The organism is Fulvivirga sp., assembly GCF_040220315.1.
GTDB lineage: Bacteria > Bacteroidota > Bacteroidia > Cytophagales > Cyclobacteriaceae > Fulvivirga.
Genome location: NZ_JAVJUY010000002.1, coordinates 1 through 19,371, shown reverse-complemented (window position 1 = coordinate 19,371; position 19,371 = coordinate 1). Strand labels below are relative to the sequence as shown.

The following is a 19,371-nucleotide window of genomic DNA, read 5'->3' as shown; positions in this document are numbered from 1 at the left end:
CTTATACGTGCATAATTTCTGCTTCTTTTTTGTCAAGAATGTCGTCTACCTTTTTAGTAAATTCATCGGTTAACGACTGCACATTATCTTCCGCACGTTTAATTTCATCTTCAGAAGCACCTTCTTTCTGAAGCTTTTTAAGTTCATCATTAATTTCTTTTCGTGAGTTTCTGATACTCACTTTAGCTTGCTCGCCTTCTGCTTTTGCTTGTTTAACCAATCCAGTTCTTCTTTCTTCGGTTAATTGAGGGATGTTGATGATTATTTGCTCACCATCATTTTGTGGGTTTAGTCCTAGGTTGCTGTTAATAATTCCTTTTTCAATTTCTGGAATTACACTTTTCTCCCAAGGCTTTATAAATAATGTTCTCGCATCTGGTGCAGTAACCGAAGCCACCTGGTTGATAGGGGTTGGTGTGCCATAATATTCTACCATCACACTATCTATCATTGCAGGACTTGCTTTTCCTGCTCTAATTTTACCTAATTCGTTTGTAAGGTGTTTAATAGCCTTACTCATCATTTCCTTACACTCGTCAAGGTACATTTGAATTTCTTCCATGGTTTATAAGCTGATTTGTTAGGTTAATTAATTAATGTGCCTGCACTCTCACCTTCTAATATCTGCATGAGATTGCCCGGCTTGTTCATATCAAAAACAATGATTGGTAAATTATTTTCCTGACATAACGTAAAAGCGGTCATGTCCATAATATTCAGATTTTTCTCGTAAGCTTCCTGGAAAGATAACTCTGAATATCTTGTTGCAGAAGGGTCTTTTTCCGGGTCTGCTGTATAAACACCATCAACACGGGTTCCTTTTAAAACAACGTCTGCCTGTATTTCAATAGCCCTTAAACTAGCTGTAGAATCAGTAGTAAAATATGGGTTTCCTATTCCTGCACCAAAAATTACTATTCGTCCTTTTTCTAAATGGCGGATGGCCCTTCTTCGAATAAATGGTTCACAAACCTGCTCCATTTTAATTCCAGACATCAGTCTGGTATATAGCCCAACAGACTCAAGGGCACTTTGTAAGGCCATACCGTTTATAACTGTAGCTAACATGCCCATGTAATCTCCCTGAACACGTTCTATGCCGGATGCCTCTGCTTGAACGCCTCTGTAAATATTACCACCACCTATTACTATAGCAACCTCAACACCCTTGTCTTTAACCGCCTTTATTTCCTCCGCATATTGGTTGAGCCTTTTTGGGTCTATCCCGTATTGGCTCTCACCCATTAAAGATTCGCCACTAAGTTTGAGTAATATTCTTTTATATTTCATTGATTGAATGATGTATTAAAATTTAGCAAATATAGTATGCTTCATTTAAACTTAATGATCAAAACTGAACAAGTACTTGATTTTTTTCCACACTATCTCCTTTGCTAACTTTAATTGCCTTAATAACACCATCCCCTGGTGATTTAAGCACATTTTCCATTTTCATGGCTTCTAATATCATAATAGTATCGCCCTTATTCACCTCATCACCTTCTTTCACATTTATTTCAAGAATTAAACCTGGCATAGGAGCTTTAATATCATTAACCTGTGCATCAGCCAAATTGTCCAAACCAAGTTTTTCAAGAAGAAGGTCTAACTTATCTTGTAACGATACTTCAATTTTTTTACCGTTCAACTTAATTAAAACAACCTTTTCTTTTTTATCAACGGACAGAATTTCTGCCCTGTATGCAGTATCATCTTTGATGATATGAAACAATCGGTCATCGATTTTTGCAATATCCCATTCAAATGATTTGTCATCTACGGTAATTTTATCTTTAGAGATATTTACCTGGTAATTCTTGTCAGAAATGCTTGCTTTGTACATAGTCTATTATTAATATCTTCAAATATAAAATTTTAAGCTAACCTACTGGCGGCATCATTAGAAATTATCGATGTTAAGCGAGGTATCTATCAAATATCGTTTACATTTGCGCCATCAAGGGGTGCCTGTAAAGGCTGAGATTATACCCATAGTTCCAAGAAAACAGCGGAACTGAACCTGATCCAGGTAATGCTGGCGTAGGGAGGTATGTTAAATTGTTTAAGGGAATCCCCTCTCCCTTAGTTGTTTAACTTTTTAAATTTTATTTCATGAGAATACTTCTCACAATTTCATGGTTGATGTGCTGTTCTTTTATTGCCATCTCCCAAAATCAAATTACGGTTAAAGTGCTAGATGCTGAAAGCAATGATGCTTTGCCAAATGCCACATTGCAGCTTAATGAGCTTATTGGTGTTACAAATTCAGAAGGTCTATATACGTTTACTACCAAATCGAAAGGCCTTCAATCATTGAAAGTTTCATTTGTTGGATATGAGACTTACAAACGTGTGGTAGATCTGTCAGAACAACGTAGGTTGGAGGTTAAACTTAAACCAGAGGCCTTTCTCACAGATGAAGTAGTGGTGTCATCTACCAGGGCTTCAGAAGATACACCCATGACGTACACTGCCGTTGATAAGCAAGACATTGAGAGTCTCAATTTCGGTCAGGATTTACCTTTCATTCTCAATTTTACACCTTCTTTAGTTACCACTTCCGATGCCGGGGCCGGTATTGGCTACACTGGCTTGAGAATCAGAGGTACTGATGCCACCAGAATTAATGTAACCATTAATGGAATTCCGTTGAATGACAGTGAATCGCAAGGAGTATTTTGGGTGAATACACCTGATTTAGCCTCATCAACAGATAATATTCAGATTCAACGTGGGGTGGGCACTTCCACCAATGGTGCAGGAGCTTTCGGAGGAACCGTAAACCTTCAGACTAACACTAGAAGGTCTGAAGCTTATGCTGACATAATTAATTCTTTTGGTTCATTTAATTCAAGAAGACATACACTAGGCTTTGGAACGGGATTATTTAATGATCACTGGACCATAGACGGGCGACTGTCAAAAATAGAATCTGATGGATATATTGACAGGGCTACTTCGGATTTGCATTCGTATTACTTTGCCGGTGGCTTTTATAAAGGCAAAACCATGATTAAAGCGATTTTATTTGGTGGGGCGGAACGAACCTATCAATCATGGTATGGTACACCTGAGGCGGTTTTAGAGAATGATATAGAAGGAATAGAAGCCGTTATTTCAAACAACGGTTTAAATGCTTTACAAGCAGAGAATATCCGAACCTCAGGGCGAACATTTAATTGGTATTTATATGATAACCAGGTAGATGACTACAAACAAGATCATTACCAATTACACATCTCACAAGAATTATCCCCAAACCTGCTGGCAAATATTTCCGGGCATTATACCTATGGCAGAGGGTTTTTTGAGCAATATAGATACGATGATGATTTTGAAGACTATAACTTAGATAATACGATCATCGGGAATGACACCATCACTTCTTCAGATATCGTGAGAAGAAGATGGTTAGATAACGATTTTTATGGCATTACTTATTCCTTGAACTATACAAATGATGCGTTGGATTTAACTTTTGGAGGAGCAATTAACAGATATGACGGAGATCATTTTGGTGAGCTCATTTGGGCTCAATTTGCCAACAACTTTCAGCCTGAAGACCAGTATTATTTTAATGTGGGCATTAAAGATGATTTTAACAGTTTCATTAAAGCCAATTACAGTTTTTCAGATAGGCTTTCTGGCTATTTGGACTTGCAATACCGCTATATTGGCTATAAAACGAATGGTATAGATAATGATTTAGTACCGATCGATGTTGATGAAGAATTTAATTTTTTCAACCCTAAGTTTGGTGCATTCTATCAGCTGAATGCACAAAATTCAGTATATGCATCATTTGCAGTAGCAAACCGCGAGCCTGTAAGAAGCGACTTTATTGACTCACCGACTAAGCCCAAAAGTGAACGACTAAATAATCTTGAAATAGGCTATAAGTTCGTCAATAATAAAATGCAACTAGGAATTAACGGCTACTATATGGGCTATAAAGATCAATTAATTTTAACAGGGGAGTTAAATGATGTTGGTGCTTCAGTGCGAACCAACGTGGATAACAGTTATCGGGCGGGGTTAGAATTTGTTGGGGGTGCACAACTCACAAAACGGCTCAATTGGCAAGCGAACTTAACACTAAGCCGTAATAGAATCGAAGAGTTCAATGAAATTCTGTACGATTACGGGCCAAACTTTGATGAATTTAATATTATTACTAATTCCTATTCAGATACAGATATTGCCTTTTCACCAAACGTAATAGCAGGCTCCCAATTATCTTACAGTCCTGTCAATAATGGGCAAATAACACTTTTAACCAAGTATGTTGGAGAGCAGTTTTTGGATAATACAAGCAATAGTAATCGTATGCTGGACTCATATCTTGTGAATGATCTTCGGTTAAGTTATACAGTACTATCCAGACAGTTTAGGGAGTTGACCTTCACGTTTATGATTAATAACCTCTTTGATGAATTGTATGCTTCCAATGGTTATACGTTCGGTTATTTCGCTGGTGCAAACTCAGAGATAAGAGAAAATTACCTATACCCTCAAGCCACTAGAAATTTTATGGCCACAGTTGCTTTAAGGCTTTAGTTGTATTACATATCATCAGGAGTTACTTTTGATAAAAAATAACTCCTGATGGTAACTCAAATACACAAACCTGCCAATTTTTCTTTTTCAGGTTTATTGAAGCTTATACGGTTTGCCAATCTGGTTATTTTGGCACTAGCGCAGTATTTCACAGCATTTTTTTTATTGGAAGATACATCTGTTATCACAAGCCTGAACCTTGCAATTTTAGTGTCTTCCACCATAGTCATAGCTGCGGCAGGTTATATCATTAACGACTATTATGATATAAAAATAGATTTGATTAACAAGCCACAACGAGTTGTGGTGGGTAAGGTACTGAAGAGAAGAGTAGCAATGATTCTTCATACTATTCTCAATTTTATAGGCATAACCCTAGGGTTTCTTCTTGGTTACAAAATTGGCCTGATAAATTTTGTTTCAGCCGTACTTCTGTGGAGCTATTCAAATCAATTAAAAAGAACAGTTTTGATAGGAAATCTCGTTGTTGCAATATTAACAGGTTTGTCTATTTATATTATTGCCATTTATTTCGAACCGGATAATAATTACATACTTGCTTACGCTCTTTTTGCTTTCTTCATGACTTTAATAAGAGAGATCATTAAAGATTTGGAAGATTTAAAAGGTGACTCAACCTTTGATTGCAGAACCTTGCCAGTAGTACACGGCCCAAGAAAGACCAAGGTGATTATTTATGTTTTAGCCATTACATTTCTAATTTGTTTGTGCTCGCTGTTCTACCTCCGAATTGGTGTTTCTATGTTAATTATTGCATTATTATTAATTGGGCCACTAGCCTACTTGTTTTTAAGATTGCACAAGGCAGATACCGTTAAAGAATTCAACTACCTTAGCAATTATTGTAAATGGGTTATGCTGGCAGGTATAACGTCAATGGCCTTTTTTTACTAGTATGTCAATGATTAAACTAGCAATTTTTGCCTCAGGAAGCGGTTCTAATGCACAGAACATTGTAGAATATTTTAGCGAATCAAATGATATAGAGGTAAGTCTCATTCTATCAAATAATTCCAAAGCCTATGTGCTGGAAAGAGCCCAGAAATTAGATATTCCAACAGCCATTTTTTCCAGAGATTCATTTTACAAATCAGAAGAGATACTAAAAGTTTTGGCGAATGATAAGATTGACTTTATCATTCTGGCTGGTTTTATGTGGTTGGTTCCCAAGTATCTGGTAGAAGCCTATCCGAACAGAATATTAAATATTCACCCTGCATTACTCCCAAAATTTGGAGGTAAAGGTATGTATGGCGATCATGTTCATAAGGCCGTGAAAGAAGCAGGTGAAGTAGAATCCGGTATCACCATCCATTATGTAAATGAGAAATACGATGAGGGTAATATCGTATTTCAGGCTACCTGTGAATTAACCACTTCTGATACTCCCGAAACGATTGCAGAAAAAGTACACGCCCTGGAATACAAACATTACCCCGAGGTTATTGAATCGGTAATTCAAAAGTCTTTCAAAAATTACTAGCTTTGCGGCTTTAAATTTAAAGCCACTACAGAATGTCATCAGTAAAAATTAAATCTGCATTAATATCAGTTTACTACAAGGATAATTTAGAGCCAATTGTAAAGCTATTAGCTGCTAATGGCGTGCAGATTTTTTCTACTGGAGGTACTCAGAAATTTATTGAAGATTTAGGTGTGAGTGTAACTCCCGTGGAAGAAATGACTACTTATCCATCGATTTTTGGAGGAAGGGTTAAAACATTACACCCGGCCATATTCGGGGGTATTTTATATAGAAGAGAATTAGAAGACGATGTAAAAACAGCATCCGAATATAACATCCCAAGCATTGATTTAGTAATTGTTGATCTTTATCCTTTTGAAGAAACAGTAGCATCTGGTGCTAGTGAATCAGACATAATCGAGAAAATTGATATTGGCGGCATTTCCCTGATAAGAGCAGCAGCCAAAAATTATAAAGATGTGCTTATAGTATCTTCCAGAGAACAATATGGTCAGGTAGAGGAGATATTAGCTAGTAAAAATTGTAGCACTGATATCGAAGATAGAAAGCTATTTGCTGCCAAGGCATTTGACATAAGTTCGCATTACGATTCTGCCATTTTCAACTACTTTAATGAAAGTCAGAACCAAAAAGTATTTAAACAAAGTGTTCGCGAGGGCAGCGTGTTGAGATACGGGGAAAATCCGCATCAGGAAGGAACTTTCTATGGCAAGCTGGATGAAATGCTTGAGCAATTAAATGGCAAAGAGCTTTCATACAATAATCTGGTGGATATCGATGCAGCGGTTAATTTAATAGAAGAGTTTGACGAAACTGCTTTTGCTATTTTAAAACATACTAATGCATGTGGTGTAGCCACCGCATCTACAGTAAAAGAGGCGTATGAAAAAGCCTTTGCAGCTGATACACTTTCAGCTTTTGGTGGTGTACTTATTACCAACAAAAAGGTTGACTTAGCTGCAGCCGAAACTATGCATGATTTATTTTTTGAAGTATTAATTGCTCCGGATTTCGATGCAGATGCTTTAGAGCTTTTGAAAGGCAAAAAGAATCGAATCTTACTCAAACAAAAAATTCAATTAACAGCAAAGAAGCAGTATAAAAGTTTGTTAAACGGAGTAATTGAGCAAGATAGGGATTTAAAGACTGACAGCCTTTCAGACTTGAAAACGGTTACTAGAAGACAACCCACAGACACGGAGAAAAATGCATTGATCTTTGCCAGTAAAATTGCTAAACATACCAAGTCTAATACTATTGTGTTGGCCAACAATGGTCAGCTATTTTCTAGTGGGGTTGGCCAAACATCAAGGGTTGATGCTTTGAAGCAGGCAATTCAAAAGGCCAAAGTTTTTGGTTTTGATTTAAAAGGGTCGGTGATGGCCTCAGATGCGTTCTTTCCATTTCCTGATTGTGTAGAAATAGCTAATGAGGCTGGAATAAAATCAGTGATTCAGCCGGGGGGTTCCATTAAGGATCAGGATTCAATTGATTTTTGTGATAAAAATGACATGGCTATGGTATTTACAGGGGTGCGTCATTTTAAACACTAAAAATGTTTTTATATTTAATCGTTTAAGGAAAGTAATTTGTAATTTTCCACACTTAGATAAAGCTAAATTTAGTAAGGGATAACATGGGATTGTTTGATTTTTTTTCCAGCGACATTGCGATAGACTTAGGTACTGCCAATACGCTGATTATCAATAAAGATAAAATAGTTGTAGATGAGCCATCGATCATTGCCATCGATAAAAACACCAATAAGGTGTTAGCTATTGGCCGTGAAGCCATGCAGATGCACGAAAAAACGCACGATAACATTAAAACCATACGCCCTTTAAAAGATGGTGTAATTGCCGATTTCCATGCTGCCGAACACATGATCCGTGGTATGATCAAAATGATTGACCAGGGCAAAAAGTTCTTTCCATCTTCTCATAGAATGGTTATTTGCATTCCATCTGGCATTACAGAAGTAGAAAAAAGAGCCGTGCGTGACTCTGCCGAGCATGCCGGGGCTAAAGAAGTGTATATGATTCACGAACCAATTGCTGCGGCTATTGGTATAGGAATAGACATTGAGCAGCCTGTGGGCTCCATGATTGTTGATATTGGTGGAGGAACAACGGAAATTGCCGTAATTGCTTTATCTGGTATCGTGTGCGATCAGTCCATAAGAGTAGCCGGGGATACTTTCAATAGAGATATTCTAGACTACATGAGAAGGCAGCACAACTTACTAATCGGTGAACGTTCTGCTGAAAAAGTAAAAATTGAAGTAGGTTCTGCTCTTACCGAACTGGATGATGGGCCAGAAGATTACGAAATCAGAGGTAGGGATTTAATGACTGGTATCCCTAAAGTGATTAAGATTTCGTATTCTGAAATCGCTTTTGCTCTCGATAAATCAGTATCTAAAATTGAAGAAGCTGTTTTAAAGGCATTAGAAATTTCTCCACCCGAGCTTTCGGCAGATATATATGATAATGGTATTCATCTCACTGGTGGTGGTGCATTACTCAGAGGCCTGGATAAACGGTTGGCTCTAAAAACAAAATTACCGATTCATATTGCAGAAGATCCATTAAGAGCAGTAGTGAGAGGTACAGGTTTTGCACTTAAAAACCTCAATGCCTACAAAGCGGTATTGATGGTTTAATTTTCAATTAAGCGCGTGAATGCAACGATTATTTCTGTTTCTATATAAGTATAGAGCCTTTCTGACATTTCTGTTTTTAGAGGCTTTGTGTATATGGTTCATAGTTCAGAATAATAATTATCAATCTGCTAAATATTTTAATTCATCAAATCGAATTAGTGCTAACTTATTAGCCACTTCAAGAGGGGTGTCTGATTATTTTAATCTGAAAGAAGTAAATACCGACTTAGCCCAGGAAAATGCTATACTCAGAAGGCAGTTAGAGCAGTTAGAGCAGAGTTTGTACAATCTGAATGTCCGTCAGCGTCAGGATGATGAGTTGCTCAGCCAGTACGAATTTATACCGGCAAAGGTCATAAAAAACTCTACTCGAAAATTTGAGAACTATATCACCATTAACAAAGGCACCAAACATGGTATAGAACCAGGCATGGCTGTTATAAATAACAACGGAGTGGTGGGTAAGGTAAAAGAAGTTTCAAGAAATTTTAGTGTGATTATTTCTATACTACATGGTAACTCGATGGTATCATCTAAGATTAAACGTACAGGAGATCTTTGTACCGTTAAGTGGGGTGGTGAAGATTACTTAACAGCCAATGTACTTTATTTGCCAAGGCATGTGCAGTTATCGGCTGGCGATACTATTATCACTTCTGGGTACAATGCCATATTTCCGGAAGGAATACCAGTGGGTACAGTAGAGTCTTTTGAAATAAGTGAAGATGCACTGTTTTATGATGCTTATATTAAACTATCAACCGATTTGAATAAGCTTTCTTATGTCTATCTGATTAAAAATAATTTGAAAGTAGAGCAAGACTCAATTGAGTCACTTGTAAATTAATGGGATCAAAATTTACCTTACATATCGTTTCATTTTTCAGTTATGTTCTGGTACAGGCATTAATACTACAAAATGTAGTGTTGTTTGATAAGGCTTTTTGTCTTGCTTATGTTGCTTTTTTACTTTGTCTTCCTGTAGATATCGGCATACTTATGGGCTTGTTATTAGGATTTATTACAGGTCTTTCGGTCGATATATTTTATGATACACTAGGGATGCACGCCTTTGCCTGCGTTTTTATCATGTTCATAAGAAGTTACTGGCTCAATATGATTACACCTCAGGGTGGTTATGACGTAGGGTCATTACCCACCATTAATTTGAATGGCTGGCAATGGATGCTTGGGTATATTTTCCCTATTGTGTTTGTGCATCACTTAGTGCTGTTTTACATTGAAGCATCAAGCTTTGGTCTATTCTGGTTCACTTTGTCTAAAGTGATATTGAGTACATTTTTTACAACTGGAGTAATTTTTATTGGCCAATATCTGTTCTACAGAAGTAGAAGATCATAATGGATAATACTCGAAAACATATCATCCAGTTACTCATAATTGTAGTTGCTGCTACATTCCTTATTAAACTTTTTGCCATTCAGGTATTAGACTCAAAATATGCACAGGCAGCTAATAGTAATATTATTCATAAGGTAATTGATTATCCATACAGAGGTATAATTTATGACCGTAATGGAGAACTTATCGTGTATAACACGCCTCAATACAATCTCACAGTAATACCTAGCGAAGTTAAAGCCATGGATACCACTCATTTCTGTGAATTATTCAACATTACTAAGCAAGAGTTTGAAGAGAAGCTGAAAGTGGCGAAACGATTTTCTTATGTTCAGCCATCGATATTCATCAAACAATTAAGCAATACTGACCTGGCAAGAGTGCAGGATTATTTGGTAAATTTTTCGGGGTTTGATATTCAAGCAAGAACTACCCGGGCATATACAAGGCCCATCCTTTCTAATGCTTTGGGCTATGTCAGCGAAATTTCTAAAAGACAACTGGAGCAAGATACACTCGATTATTATCAACAAGGAGACTATATTGGACAAAGTGGAATAGAGGCCTATTACGAAAAATACCTTAGAGGAAAAAGGGGCGTTAAGTATAAAATCAAAAATGTAAAAGGTGTAGAAAAAGGGGATTTTGAAGATGGCAAGTACGATACCTTGTCAATACCAGGCCAAAACCTGACCTCAACAATTGATTTGGATCTACAATCCTATGGTGAAATGCTGATGGAAGGGAAATCAGGAAGTATTGTGGCATTGGAACCTACTACAGGAGAAATTTTATCATTGGTTTCAGGGCCCTCCTACGATCCGAGCTTGCTAACGGGTAAAAACTACAGTGAGAACTTTGCGCTAATAAGTGCAGATACAGCAAAGCCATTATTTAACCGACCACTCATGGCACAATATCGGCCCGGATCAATTTTTAAAATCATTCAGGCAATGATAGGCTTGGAAGAAGGGGTGATTTCAAAAAACACGTACATCCCATGCATAATGTTTCCAATGAAGTGCCATTATCACGGCCCGGGTGAAACCTTAATTGGTGCCATTACCAATTCTTGTAACCCTTATTTTTATAATGTAATGAAGCGCGTGGTGAATCGTGGAGTTTCTGGTGATTCATATGAAGATACACGTATAGGATTAAAGGTTTGGAATGAGCATGTAAAAACGTTCGGCCTGGGCGAACCCTTAGGAATTGATTTGCCAAACGAAAAAAATGGACTGGTGCCTAATGTTTCTTACTACGATCGTGCCTATGACAATAGGCCATGGAAGTATTCCAACATATATTCAATAGCCATCGGTGAGGGAGAAAACTTAGTGGTGCCTATACAGATGGCAAATTTTGCTGCCATTGTAGCTAATAGAGGCTATTACTACATACCACATCTGGTTAAGTCAATTGGTGATTCTGGTGAACCTTTACCTAAATATCAAGAAAAGCATTACACATCAGTAAGTCCAGAGTATTTTGATATAGCTGTGGAAGCTATGGCTGAAGTGGTGAATTCAGGCACCGGTCAGTACCGAGCCAAATTAAAGGATATTGAAGTGTGTGGTAAAACAGGAACGGTACAAAATGACCCAATGCCTGATCATTCTGTTTTCATAGCATTTGCCCCGAAAGATAATCCAAAAATTGCTGTTTCTGTCTACGTAGAAGATGCTGGTCAGGGCGCAAGGGCAGCCGCTTCCATCGCTAGTTTAATGATTGAGAAATACCTAATTGGCCAAACACAACGACCTTACATAGAAGAATACGTAAAGAAAGGGGAATTTTTGTATTGAGTACTAGGGACGATATATCGAACAACATTGATTGGTTAACAGTGTTGCTGTTCTTCTTGATAGCCATTTTGGGCTGGATGAATATTTTCGCTGCTGTTTATGATGAGTCTGCCAATCAAAGCATTTTTGACATGTCTCTAAATAGTGGGCGCCAGTTAGTTTTTCTTGGTTCTTCCATTATTCTAATTATTGCCATTATGGTGGTAGACTTTAAATTCTACGACACCTTTGGCTATTTTATCTATGGCGGCATCATCTTGCTGTTAGTTTTCGTATTGTTATTTGGGCGAGAAGTTGCGGGTTCTCAATCTTGGTTCGAACTGGGACCAATCAGGCTCCAGCCATCTGAATTTGCCAAATTTGCTACCGCAATTGCTGTAGCGAAATTTATGAGTTCTACAGGATTTAAAATCGATAGATTAACAAATCAAATCATCTTATTTATCATTATTGGCCTGCCGGCAGTGCTCATTATACTTCAAGGTGATACTGGCACGGCACTTGTATATAGTATTTTTGTTTTCGTCTTCTTTAGAGAGGGCATGTCTCCAACACTATTAATATTAGGTGTAGCTAGTGCAATCATTTTTATTTTAACATTACTCGTACCTAATCATTTGTATTTATACATAGGAATAGTGGCAATAGGTGCGGTTGTTTTAATCTTTATTCGTAAGAAAACGATAAAGATGATTGTATTGGTAGTAGCCGGAGTGCTTATCGTCTCAGGTGTTATCCGAAGTGTGGATTACATCATCACAGAAGTATTGAAACCACACCAACAAAACCGAATTAAAGCATTGATCAACCCAGATGCTGATCCACTGGGGTATGGTTGGAATGTTACTCAATCAAAAATTGCTATTGGGTCGGGGGGGTTTGCAGGAAAAGGATTTTTAAATGGAACTCAAACTAAGTTCGATTTTGTGCCAGCACAAAGTACTGACTTCATATTCTGCACCATTGGCGAGGAGCATGGCTGGATTGGAAGCCTAATTACGATCGGGCTTTTTGTCGTACTGCTGCTGAGAATTATACACATAGCTGAACGGCAAAAATGGCGTTTCGCTCGAGTATATGGATATAGTGTAGCCTGTATATTGTTCTTTCACTTTGCAGTGAATATTGGAATGACGATCGGTCTTTTTCCTGTTATTGGTATACCTTTGCCTTTATTTTCATACGGTGGCTCGTCACTTTGGGGATTTACAATATTAATATTCGTGCTTGTAAAGTTGGATGCGCATAGGAGCCAGGTGTTAATACATTAGCCCAACCTTTTATTTATCAGCTCCACAAATTCTTCAAACTCTTCACCTTCTATATTCCAATGAGGAAATTCCTGATAGATGTGATCTAACGCCTGTTTTCTATCATTACATTCATCAATAAAAGTTAATGTCTTTTTCATTAATTCCTCATCTCCATTAAATAAGGAATTCTGAAACATAAAGCGCTGGTTGATGGTCAGGCCAGACGCCATACTTTCTAAAGATGATTGCTCATGAACCTCAGCAATAGTAGGTTCATTACTAGCTAGAGTGTCATTTAATGTGTCCTTAGGCTCACTAACTTCTGGCTTCATTTCTTGTTCTGCAGACGTTGCTGAAACTGGCTTAGAGGAGCCACCGTAAATATCCGATTCAGTAAGAGGCTCAACATCGTTAAATAAATCGTAGAAAGCATCTATTTCTTCAGGACCGGATTCAATTTCATGGAGAACTTCTGCCAGCATAGAAGGGTAGCTGCTTTCACCAGCTTTTTGGGATTCCATTTTTTTGATAATCATCTCCAGAATATTGCCATTCACCTTCACATATTTTTGTGTCGACTTTAAATTATCCACTGTAATATCACCGCTATAATGGTAGGAAAGATGTTCGTAGTAGTCGAAAGGTGAAAAGATGAGTAAAATGCTTTCCTCAACAGCCTTTTCTAAAAGAGGGGCAAAAGCTTCCTTTTTAACAGAAATATGTCTTGAAAGTACATTCATAAATGACTTTAAAGCCTCTTGCACCTTTGGCGATCGGTAATCAAAATAGGGGCTTTTCAGATTATCTATTTCTTTTTGCCAGGCTTCAAACAATCCTTTGACAACAAAGGAGTTAACTTGATTAATGCCAGTAACCTTTTTTATTTGTTCACCATTAATCGAATCGCTATTGGAAAATAGATCATTTATAATGGTAGATGAAAACCTCTTACTGTAGCTCTTAATTCCCTTTCTATTAAGAATGTTATCCATATTTAGTATGCCCTTTAAGAAAACTGTTTATTTGCAATTATGGTGAAAATTACGATTTCTAACCTCAATAACCTTACAATTCAGAGTAACGATAACACGAAACCTGTGTTATCTATCCTTCAGGATAATTTTATCGATTGGATGTATGCTTGTGGGGGAAAGGGAAGATGCACCACCTGCAAATTTAAAGTACTTAGTGGCGGAGAAAATCTTTCACCAATTACCGATTCTGAGCAGAAATTTGCGGATATGAACAGACTTAATCTTCAATCAGAACGACTATGTTGTCAGGTGAAGCTGGAAAAAAATGAAGTGAAAATTGAAGTGCCGGAAGAATCAAAGTTACCACACTTGGATTATACTTATTGAATGAACTCACCTACTATTTAAAAAAATATATTTTTGCAGGATGTTTATTGAGCCACATTTAGGGAAGAGCAATAAATCCGGGTGGATTGAGGTAGTGTGTGGCTGCATGTTTTCAGGTAAAACAGAAGAGCTTATACGCAGGTTAAATAGGGCAATCATAGCAAAACAGAAAGTCGAAATTTTCAAACCAAAGGTTGATACGCGATATGATAAAGAGCATGTTGTTTCTCATAATGAAACGTCAATCCGCTCAACTCCTGTTAATTTTGCCAATGACATTTTATTACTAGCAGGTAACTGTGATGTAGTTGGTATTGATGAAGCACAATTCTTCGATGATCAACTCGTTGATGTATGTAATAAATTGGCGAATAGTGGAAAGCGAGTAATTGTGGCAGGGTTGGATATGGATTATGAAGGTAAACCATTTGGCCCAATGCCTAACTTGTTAGCCGTTGCTGAGTTTGTGACGAAGGTTCATGCTATTTGTGCAGATTCGGGAGAGTTGGCGTCATTCAGCTTCAGATTAGCAGCAGATGAAAAACAGGTTTTATTAGGTGAGAAACAGGAATATGAAGCACGAAGTAGAAGGAGTTTTTTCGAAGGCATGAAAAAAAGGAAATGAAACACGTTATTTTAATAGTATTCTTTTTCCAGCCATTTTTAATAAATGCTCAGTACAATATTCCATTAGGCACATGGCGAACTCATTTTTCTTACAATCGGGTTAATCAGGTACTGGTAGAAGTAAATCGTGTCTTTGCAGTAAGCGATAATGGCCTTTTTGTATATGATAAGGAGGATGGCTCTTTAACAACTATTTCAAAAATCAATGGGCTGCAGGAAGATGGCATCTCAGCCATCGGTTATGATGAGACTTCAGATAAACTACTGATTGGCTACCAATCAGGCAATATAGATGTATTAGATGGTAATACGATAATTAATCTTGATTTGGTGAGTAATTCTCAGGTACTAGGCTCTAAGAAAATAAACCATATTGTTACAAGTGGAAATCAGGCATTTATTTCAACAGATTATGGATTATTAAGACTTAATCTTGAGACGATTGAAATATCAGAAACCTACAGACAGTTGGGTGAGAAAGCAAATCAAATTGGTGTTAATCAAGCCCATATATTCGGGGATTCAATAATTCTGGCAACTAAAAACGGTGTTATTTCATCAAATTATTCTAATGGCACCAATTTATTGAATCCTATTAATTGGAAAAGGGACTCTATTCCTAATGGAATACCGCTAGTCGAAATTGATTTTGTCACAGAGTTAAATAGCAAACCTATTGCTATAATTAATGATAATGGTATTTACACTTATAATAATGGCAGCTGGAATAAATCCCTGGCACTTGAAGGTGCTTCGCTGTCAACACTAAAGTCTAATGAAAATAAGTTAATTGCTATTAATGAAGGCATTGTCCAGCTAATAAATCCTGATCTCACAATTACTGAATTTGCAGATGCCACCATAAATTCACCCTTGGATGCTGATATAGACACAGACGGATTATGGGTAGGAACCCTCAACAATGGACTGGTAACAAACGTAAATGGCGCGTTTGAAAGATTTAATCCATCTGGTCCGAATACAAATCAAGTAGCCGATTTTTTTGCTTTGGGCAGTTCCATTATTAGCCTTCCTGGTGGGTGGGATAATTCATTTCAAACAAAAAACAATACTTCAGGATATAATACCTTTTCGCAAGGTAATTGGCAGTCATTTACACAATTTGGTAGTGAGTTTCTCGATATTACAGAATGTGTTTACTTCGCTAATACCGACTCCTATTACTTCTCTTCATTCGGATATGGCATTATGCGCCAATCTGGTGACAATCCAATAATTTTTTATGATCCATCAAACTCAAGTCTTGAGCAAGTCAATATAAATGAGAACTCTGTTTATATCACAGATATGACGGATTCAAATGAAGGGCTGTGGGCTATTAATTATAATGCAATACGGCCATTACATTTGTTCGATGGTTCAACCTGGCAATCCTATGACTTACCAGAGAATAGATTAACCCAGATCATTAATTCTACCTCATATATTTGGATGGCTATCGATCCTTCTGCAGGCGGTGGCATACTGGTTTTTGATAAGAATACAGAAGAATCAAGATTATTAACAGATCAGCCCGGCAATGGTGGGTTACCATCAAGAACGGTAAATGCAATTGAGATTGACAAAAACGGAGAGGTTTGGATAGGCACAAGCTCTGGAATTGCAACAATCTCATCTTTTACAAATATAATTGGCACAACTGTAGATGTTTTCAAGCCGATATTTGAGAATCGGTTTTTATTAAGGGATGAAGAAATATCGTCTATTAAAATCGATGGTGGAAATCGAAAATGGGTAGGAACTAATAATGGCTTGTGGCTATTTAATCCTGAAGCAAATGAACTATTGGTTAATTTTAATATTGATAATAGCCCTTTACCATCAAATTCTATTTTAGCCATAGATATTGTACCAAATACTGGTGAGGTATTTATAGGAACTCCGAATGGTATTGTTTCCTATCGATCAGATGCAACTGAAGCTACACCCTCACACCAGAATGTCAAGGTATTTCCTAACCCAGTATCTGATGAGTTTCAAGGGCTAGTTGGAATCAGTGGTTTGGCAGAAAATGTAAAAGTAAAAATTACGGATTCAAACGGTAGATTGATCTGGGATACTCGATCTGCTGGTGGTACTGCTTCATGGAATGTGATGGACTATAATGGAAGACGCGCATCAACAGGAGTATATTTTGTATTCAGCTCGAGCGATGACGGTGAAGAAACCTATGTGGCTAAATTTGCGATAGTTAACTAATGCTTCACAAAACCAGAGGAGTAGTTCTAAAATATTTTAAATACAGAGATACTTCTATCATTGCCAAAATTTACACAGAAGAATTTGGGCTTCAGTCCTATATAGTGAATGGCGTGCGTAGTGCAAGGGCTAAAGGCAAGATTGCCCTTTTTCAGCCACTTACTTTACTTAATATGGTTGTCTATAAAAAGGCAAGCTCCGGAATCCAGCGAATATCAGAATTGAATTGTAGTACACCATTAAATTCAATGCCTTATAATGTCGTTAAGTCTTCTATAGGTGTATTTATCTCTGAAGTACTTTACAAGTGCATAAAAGAAGATGAGCCTGATAACTCACTGTTCAACTTTATTCACAACACAATTTTGACTTTAGACCATCAGAAAGAGATAAACCTCAACTTCCATCTAATTTTTCTTATTCAACTTTCACATTATTTAGGTATAGGTATTACTTCAACAAATCAGTTCATGCATATTAATAATTCAGACAAACTTGAGAAATTGAAAGAATTGAGCAAATCAGATTATAATAGTAAGCATGCGATAACTAATTCATTGAGAAGAGCTATTCTCAATGATCTTCTTCAATTTTATAAAACGCATATAGATATAGCCGGAGAGTTCAAATCAATAGAAATATTACGGGCAGTTTTGAAATAAACGAACAAATATTGGCTGACTTAGATAAAGCGTTTAACTTCGTCAAATCATTCCAGAAGTCGTCTCAGACTTAAAGAAAAAATTTAACACATTGTATTTGGTAACTTCTTAAGAGTTGCTATCTTTGCAGTCCTTTTGCGGAAAAACCGTGAGAGAAAGAGCATAAGTACGCTTATAAAAGATTAAAAAATGTCTGGTATTATAGGAAAGAAAATCGGAATGACTAGCATTTTTGGTGCCGATGGACGAAATGTCGCATGCACAGTAATAGAAGCTGGTCCTTGCGTGGTAACGCAAGTAAAAAATGAGGAAAAGGATGGCTACAAAGCCGTTCAATTGGGCTTTGGAGAGCGTAAAGAAAAAAACACTCCTAATGCTTTAAAAGGACATTTCGCAAAAGCGCAAACTACTCCTAAAAGAGAAGTTATTGAGTTTAGAGATTTCCGTGAAGAATTTGAAGGTCAAATTCAGTTAGGCCAAGAGATTAAAGTAGAAGATGTATTTGCTGAAGGAGACTTCGTAGATGCAATCGGTACTTCAAAGGGAAAAGGTTTTCAAGGAGTAGTTAAAAGACACAACTTCGGTGGTGTTGGTCAGCAAACTCACGGTCAGCACAATAGATTAAGAGCTCCTGGCTCTATTGGTGGTGCATCTTATCCTGCAAGAGTATTCAAAGGAATGAGAATGGCAGGAAGAACTGGTGGTAGCAGAACCAAGCTTATAAATCTTAGGGTAATGAAAATTATGCCTGAGAAAAACCTGATTTTAGTAAGTGGATCCGTTCCTGGAGCCAAAAATTCAACTGTAATTCTTGAGAAATAATGAATATCTCAGTAACAAAATATAGCGGAGAAGATACCGGAAGAAAAGTTACACTTTCTAAAGAAGTGTTTGGTATCGAACCTAATGATCATGCGATCTATTTAGATGTAAAACAATTCCTTGCCAATCAGAGACAAGGTACGCACAAATCTAAAGAGAGAGCGGAAATCGCAGGTTCAACAAAGAAGATAAAAAAACAAAAGGGAACTGGTACAGCCAGGGCTGGTAGTATAAAGTCTCCAATATTCAGAGGTGGAGGTAGGGTTTTTGGTCCACAGCCAAGAAATTATACTTTTAAGCTGAATAAGAAATTGAAGGAGCTTGCCAGAAAGTCTGCCCTTACTTACAAAGCTAAGGACAAGAGCATTTCAGTGGTAGAAGACTTCTCTTTTGATACACCAAAAACGAAAGAGTATGTAAAAATGCTTTCTGCTCTGTCCCTGGATAATAAGAAGACATTACTTGTGCTTCCTGAAAATAATAAAAGCATTGCTTTATCAGGAAGAAACGTTCAAAACACAAAAGTGGTAAAG

The 19,371-nt window shown here is 37.1% G+C and carries 19 protein-coding genes; 15 read left to right on the top strand and 4 right to left on the bottom strand.

What is annotated here, in order from left to right; translation table 11 throughout:
- Position 1 precedes the first annotated feature (1 nt).
- The 3 genes from frr to RLO81_RS00125 are packed head-to-tail and all read right to left on the bottom strand — an operon-like array spanning position 2 to position 1,843.
- Complete coding sequence (frr, locus tag RLO81_RS00135) at positions 2–562, bottom strand: ribosome recycling factor (RefSeq protein ID WP_350105503.1); 561 nt, start codon at positions 560–562, stop codon at positions 2–4.
- A 23-nt stretch (positions 563–585) separates the two neighbouring features.
- The gene (gene pyrH / locus RLO81_RS00130; RefSeq protein WP_350105500.1) at positions 586–1,290 is read right to left on the bottom strand and encodes a UMP kinase; all 705 of its coding nucleotides are present in this window, start codon (positions 1,288–1,290) and stop codon (positions 586–588) included.
- A gap of 58 nt (positions 1,291–1,348) precedes the next feature.
- Positions 1,349–1,843 (bottom strand): acyl-CoA carboxylase biotin carboxyl carrier protein subunit, encoded by a 495-nt coding sequence (locus tag RLO81_RS00125; protein ID WP_350105498.1) that lies wholly within the window; start codon positions 1,841–1,843, stop codon positions 1,349–1,351.
- A 269-nt stretch (positions 1,844–2,112) separates the two neighbouring features.
- Between RLO81_RS00125 and RLO81_RS00120 the strand changes: the two genes are divergently transcribed.
- From RLO81_RS00120 to rodA, 9 genes are all read left to right on the top strand, one after another.
- Positions 2,113–4,557: a TonB-dependent receptor gene (locus tag RLO81_RS00120; RefSeq protein ID WP_350105495.1), complete on the top strand. Its 2,445-nt coding sequence runs from the start codon at positions 2,113–2,115 to the stop codon at positions 4,555–4,557.
- A gap of 48 nt (positions 4,558–4,605) precedes the next feature.
- A complete protein-coding gene (locus tag RLO81_RS00115) occupies positions 4,606–5,472 on the top strand; it encodes a geranylgeranylglycerol-phosphate geranylgeranyltransferase (RefSeq protein ID WP_350105492.1) in 867 nt (288 codons plus the stop codon).
- Positions 5,473–5,479: 7 nt separating this feature from the next.
- The gene (gene purN / locus RLO81_RS00110) at positions 5,480–6,061 is read left to right on the top strand and encodes a phosphoribosylglycinamide formyltransferase (RefSeq protein ID WP_350105490.1); all 582 of its coding nucleotides are present in this window, start codon (positions 5,480–5,482) and stop codon (positions 6,059–6,061) included.
- Between the two features lie 32 nt (positions 6,062–6,093).
- The gene (purH, locus tag RLO81_RS00105) at positions 6,094–7,617 is read left to right on the top strand and encodes a bifunctional phosphoribosylaminoimidazolecarboxamide formyltransferase/IMP cyclohydrolase (protein ID WP_350105487.1); all 1,524 of its coding nucleotides are present in this window, start codon (positions 6,094–6,096) and stop codon (positions 7,615–7,617) included.
- Positions 7,618–7,700: 83 nt separating this feature from the next.
- The gene (locus RLO81_RS00100; RefSeq protein ID WP_350105484.1) at positions 7,701–8,726 is read left to right on the top strand and encodes a rod shape-determining protein; all 1,026 of its coding nucleotides are present in this window, start codon (positions 7,701–7,703) and stop codon (positions 8,724–8,726) included.
- 19 nt (positions 8,727–8,745) lie between these two features.
- Positions 8,746–9,573, top strand: coding sequence for a rod shape-determining protein MreC (mreC, locus tag RLO81_RS00095; protein ID WP_350105482.1), 828 nt, complete (start codon positions 8,746–8,748; stop codon positions 9,571–9,573).
- Positions 9,573–10,088: a Rod shape-determining protein MreD gene (locus RLO81_RS00090; RefSeq protein WP_350105480.1), complete on the top strand. Its 516-nt coding sequence runs from the start codon at positions 9,573–9,575 to the stop codon at positions 10,086–10,088. Before mreC ends, RLO81_RS00090 begins: the two co-directional genes overlap by 1 nt.
- Entirely contained in the window at positions 10,088–11,893 is a 1,806-nt protein-coding gene (locus tag RLO81_RS00085; RefSeq protein ID WP_350105477.1) for a peptidoglycan D,D-transpeptidase FtsI family protein, read from the top strand. Before RLO81_RS00090 ends, RLO81_RS00085 begins: the two co-directional genes overlap by 1 nt.
- Positions 11,890–13,164: a rod shape-determining protein RodA gene (gene rodA, locus RLO81_RS00080; RefSeq protein ID WP_350105475.1), complete on the top strand. Its 1,275-nt coding sequence runs from the start codon at positions 11,890–11,892 to the stop codon at positions 13,162–13,164. Before RLO81_RS00085 ends, rodA begins: the two co-directional genes overlap by 4 nt.
- Here the strand turns inward: rodA and RLO81_RS00075 are convergent.
- Complete coding sequence (locus RLO81_RS00075) at positions 13,161–14,138, bottom strand: DUF8457 domain-containing protein (RefSeq protein WP_350105472.1); 978 nt, start codon at positions 14,136–14,138, stop codon at positions 13,161–13,163. The two genes, rodA and RLO81_RS00075, sit on opposite strands and share 4 nt — an antisense overlap.
- A 39-nt stretch (positions 14,139–14,177) precedes the next feature.
- Here RLO81_RS00075 and RLO81_RS00070 point away from each other — a divergent pair, with 39 nt between their 5' ends.
- The 6 genes from RLO81_RS00070 to rplD form a co-directional block, all read left to right on the top strand.
- A complete protein-coding gene (locus RLO81_RS00070) occupies positions 14,178–14,507 on the top strand; it encodes a 2Fe-2S iron-sulfur cluster-binding protein (RefSeq protein WP_350105469.1) in 330 nt (109 codons plus the stop codon).
- A 40-nt stretch (positions 14,508–14,547) separates the two neighbouring features.
- Positions 14,548–15,132, top strand: coding sequence for a thymidine kinase (locus RLO81_RS00065; RefSeq protein WP_350105468.1), 585 nt, complete (start codon positions 14,548–14,550; stop codon positions 15,130–15,132).
- On the top strand, positions 15,129–17,354 hold the full coding sequence (gene porZ / locus RLO81_RS00060; protein ID WP_350105465.1) for a type IX secretion system anionic LPS delivery protein PorZ: 2,226 nt from the start codon (positions 15,129–15,131) through the stop codon (positions 17,352–17,354). The genes RLO81_RS00065 and porZ overlap by 4 nt, the downstream gene beginning before the upstream one ends.
- Positions 17,354–18,016, top strand: coding sequence for a DNA repair protein RecO (gene recO, locus RLO81_RS00055; RefSeq protein ID WP_350105462.1), 663 nt, complete (start codon positions 17,354–17,356; stop codon positions 18,014–18,016). Before porZ ends, recO begins: the two co-directional genes overlap by 1 nt.
- 189 nt (positions 18,017–18,205) lie before the next feature.
- Complete coding sequence (gene rplC, locus RLO81_RS00050; protein ID WP_350105459.1) at positions 18,206–18,838, top strand: 50S ribosomal protein L3; 633 nt, start codon at positions 18,206–18,208, stop codon at positions 18,836–18,838.
- A partial coding sequence (rplD, locus tag RLO81_RS00045) for a 50S ribosomal protein L4 (RefSeq protein ID WP_350105456.1) occupies positions 18,838–19,371 on the top strand: 534 nt, incomplete at its 3' end. The genes rplC and rplD, both read left to right, overlap by 1 nt.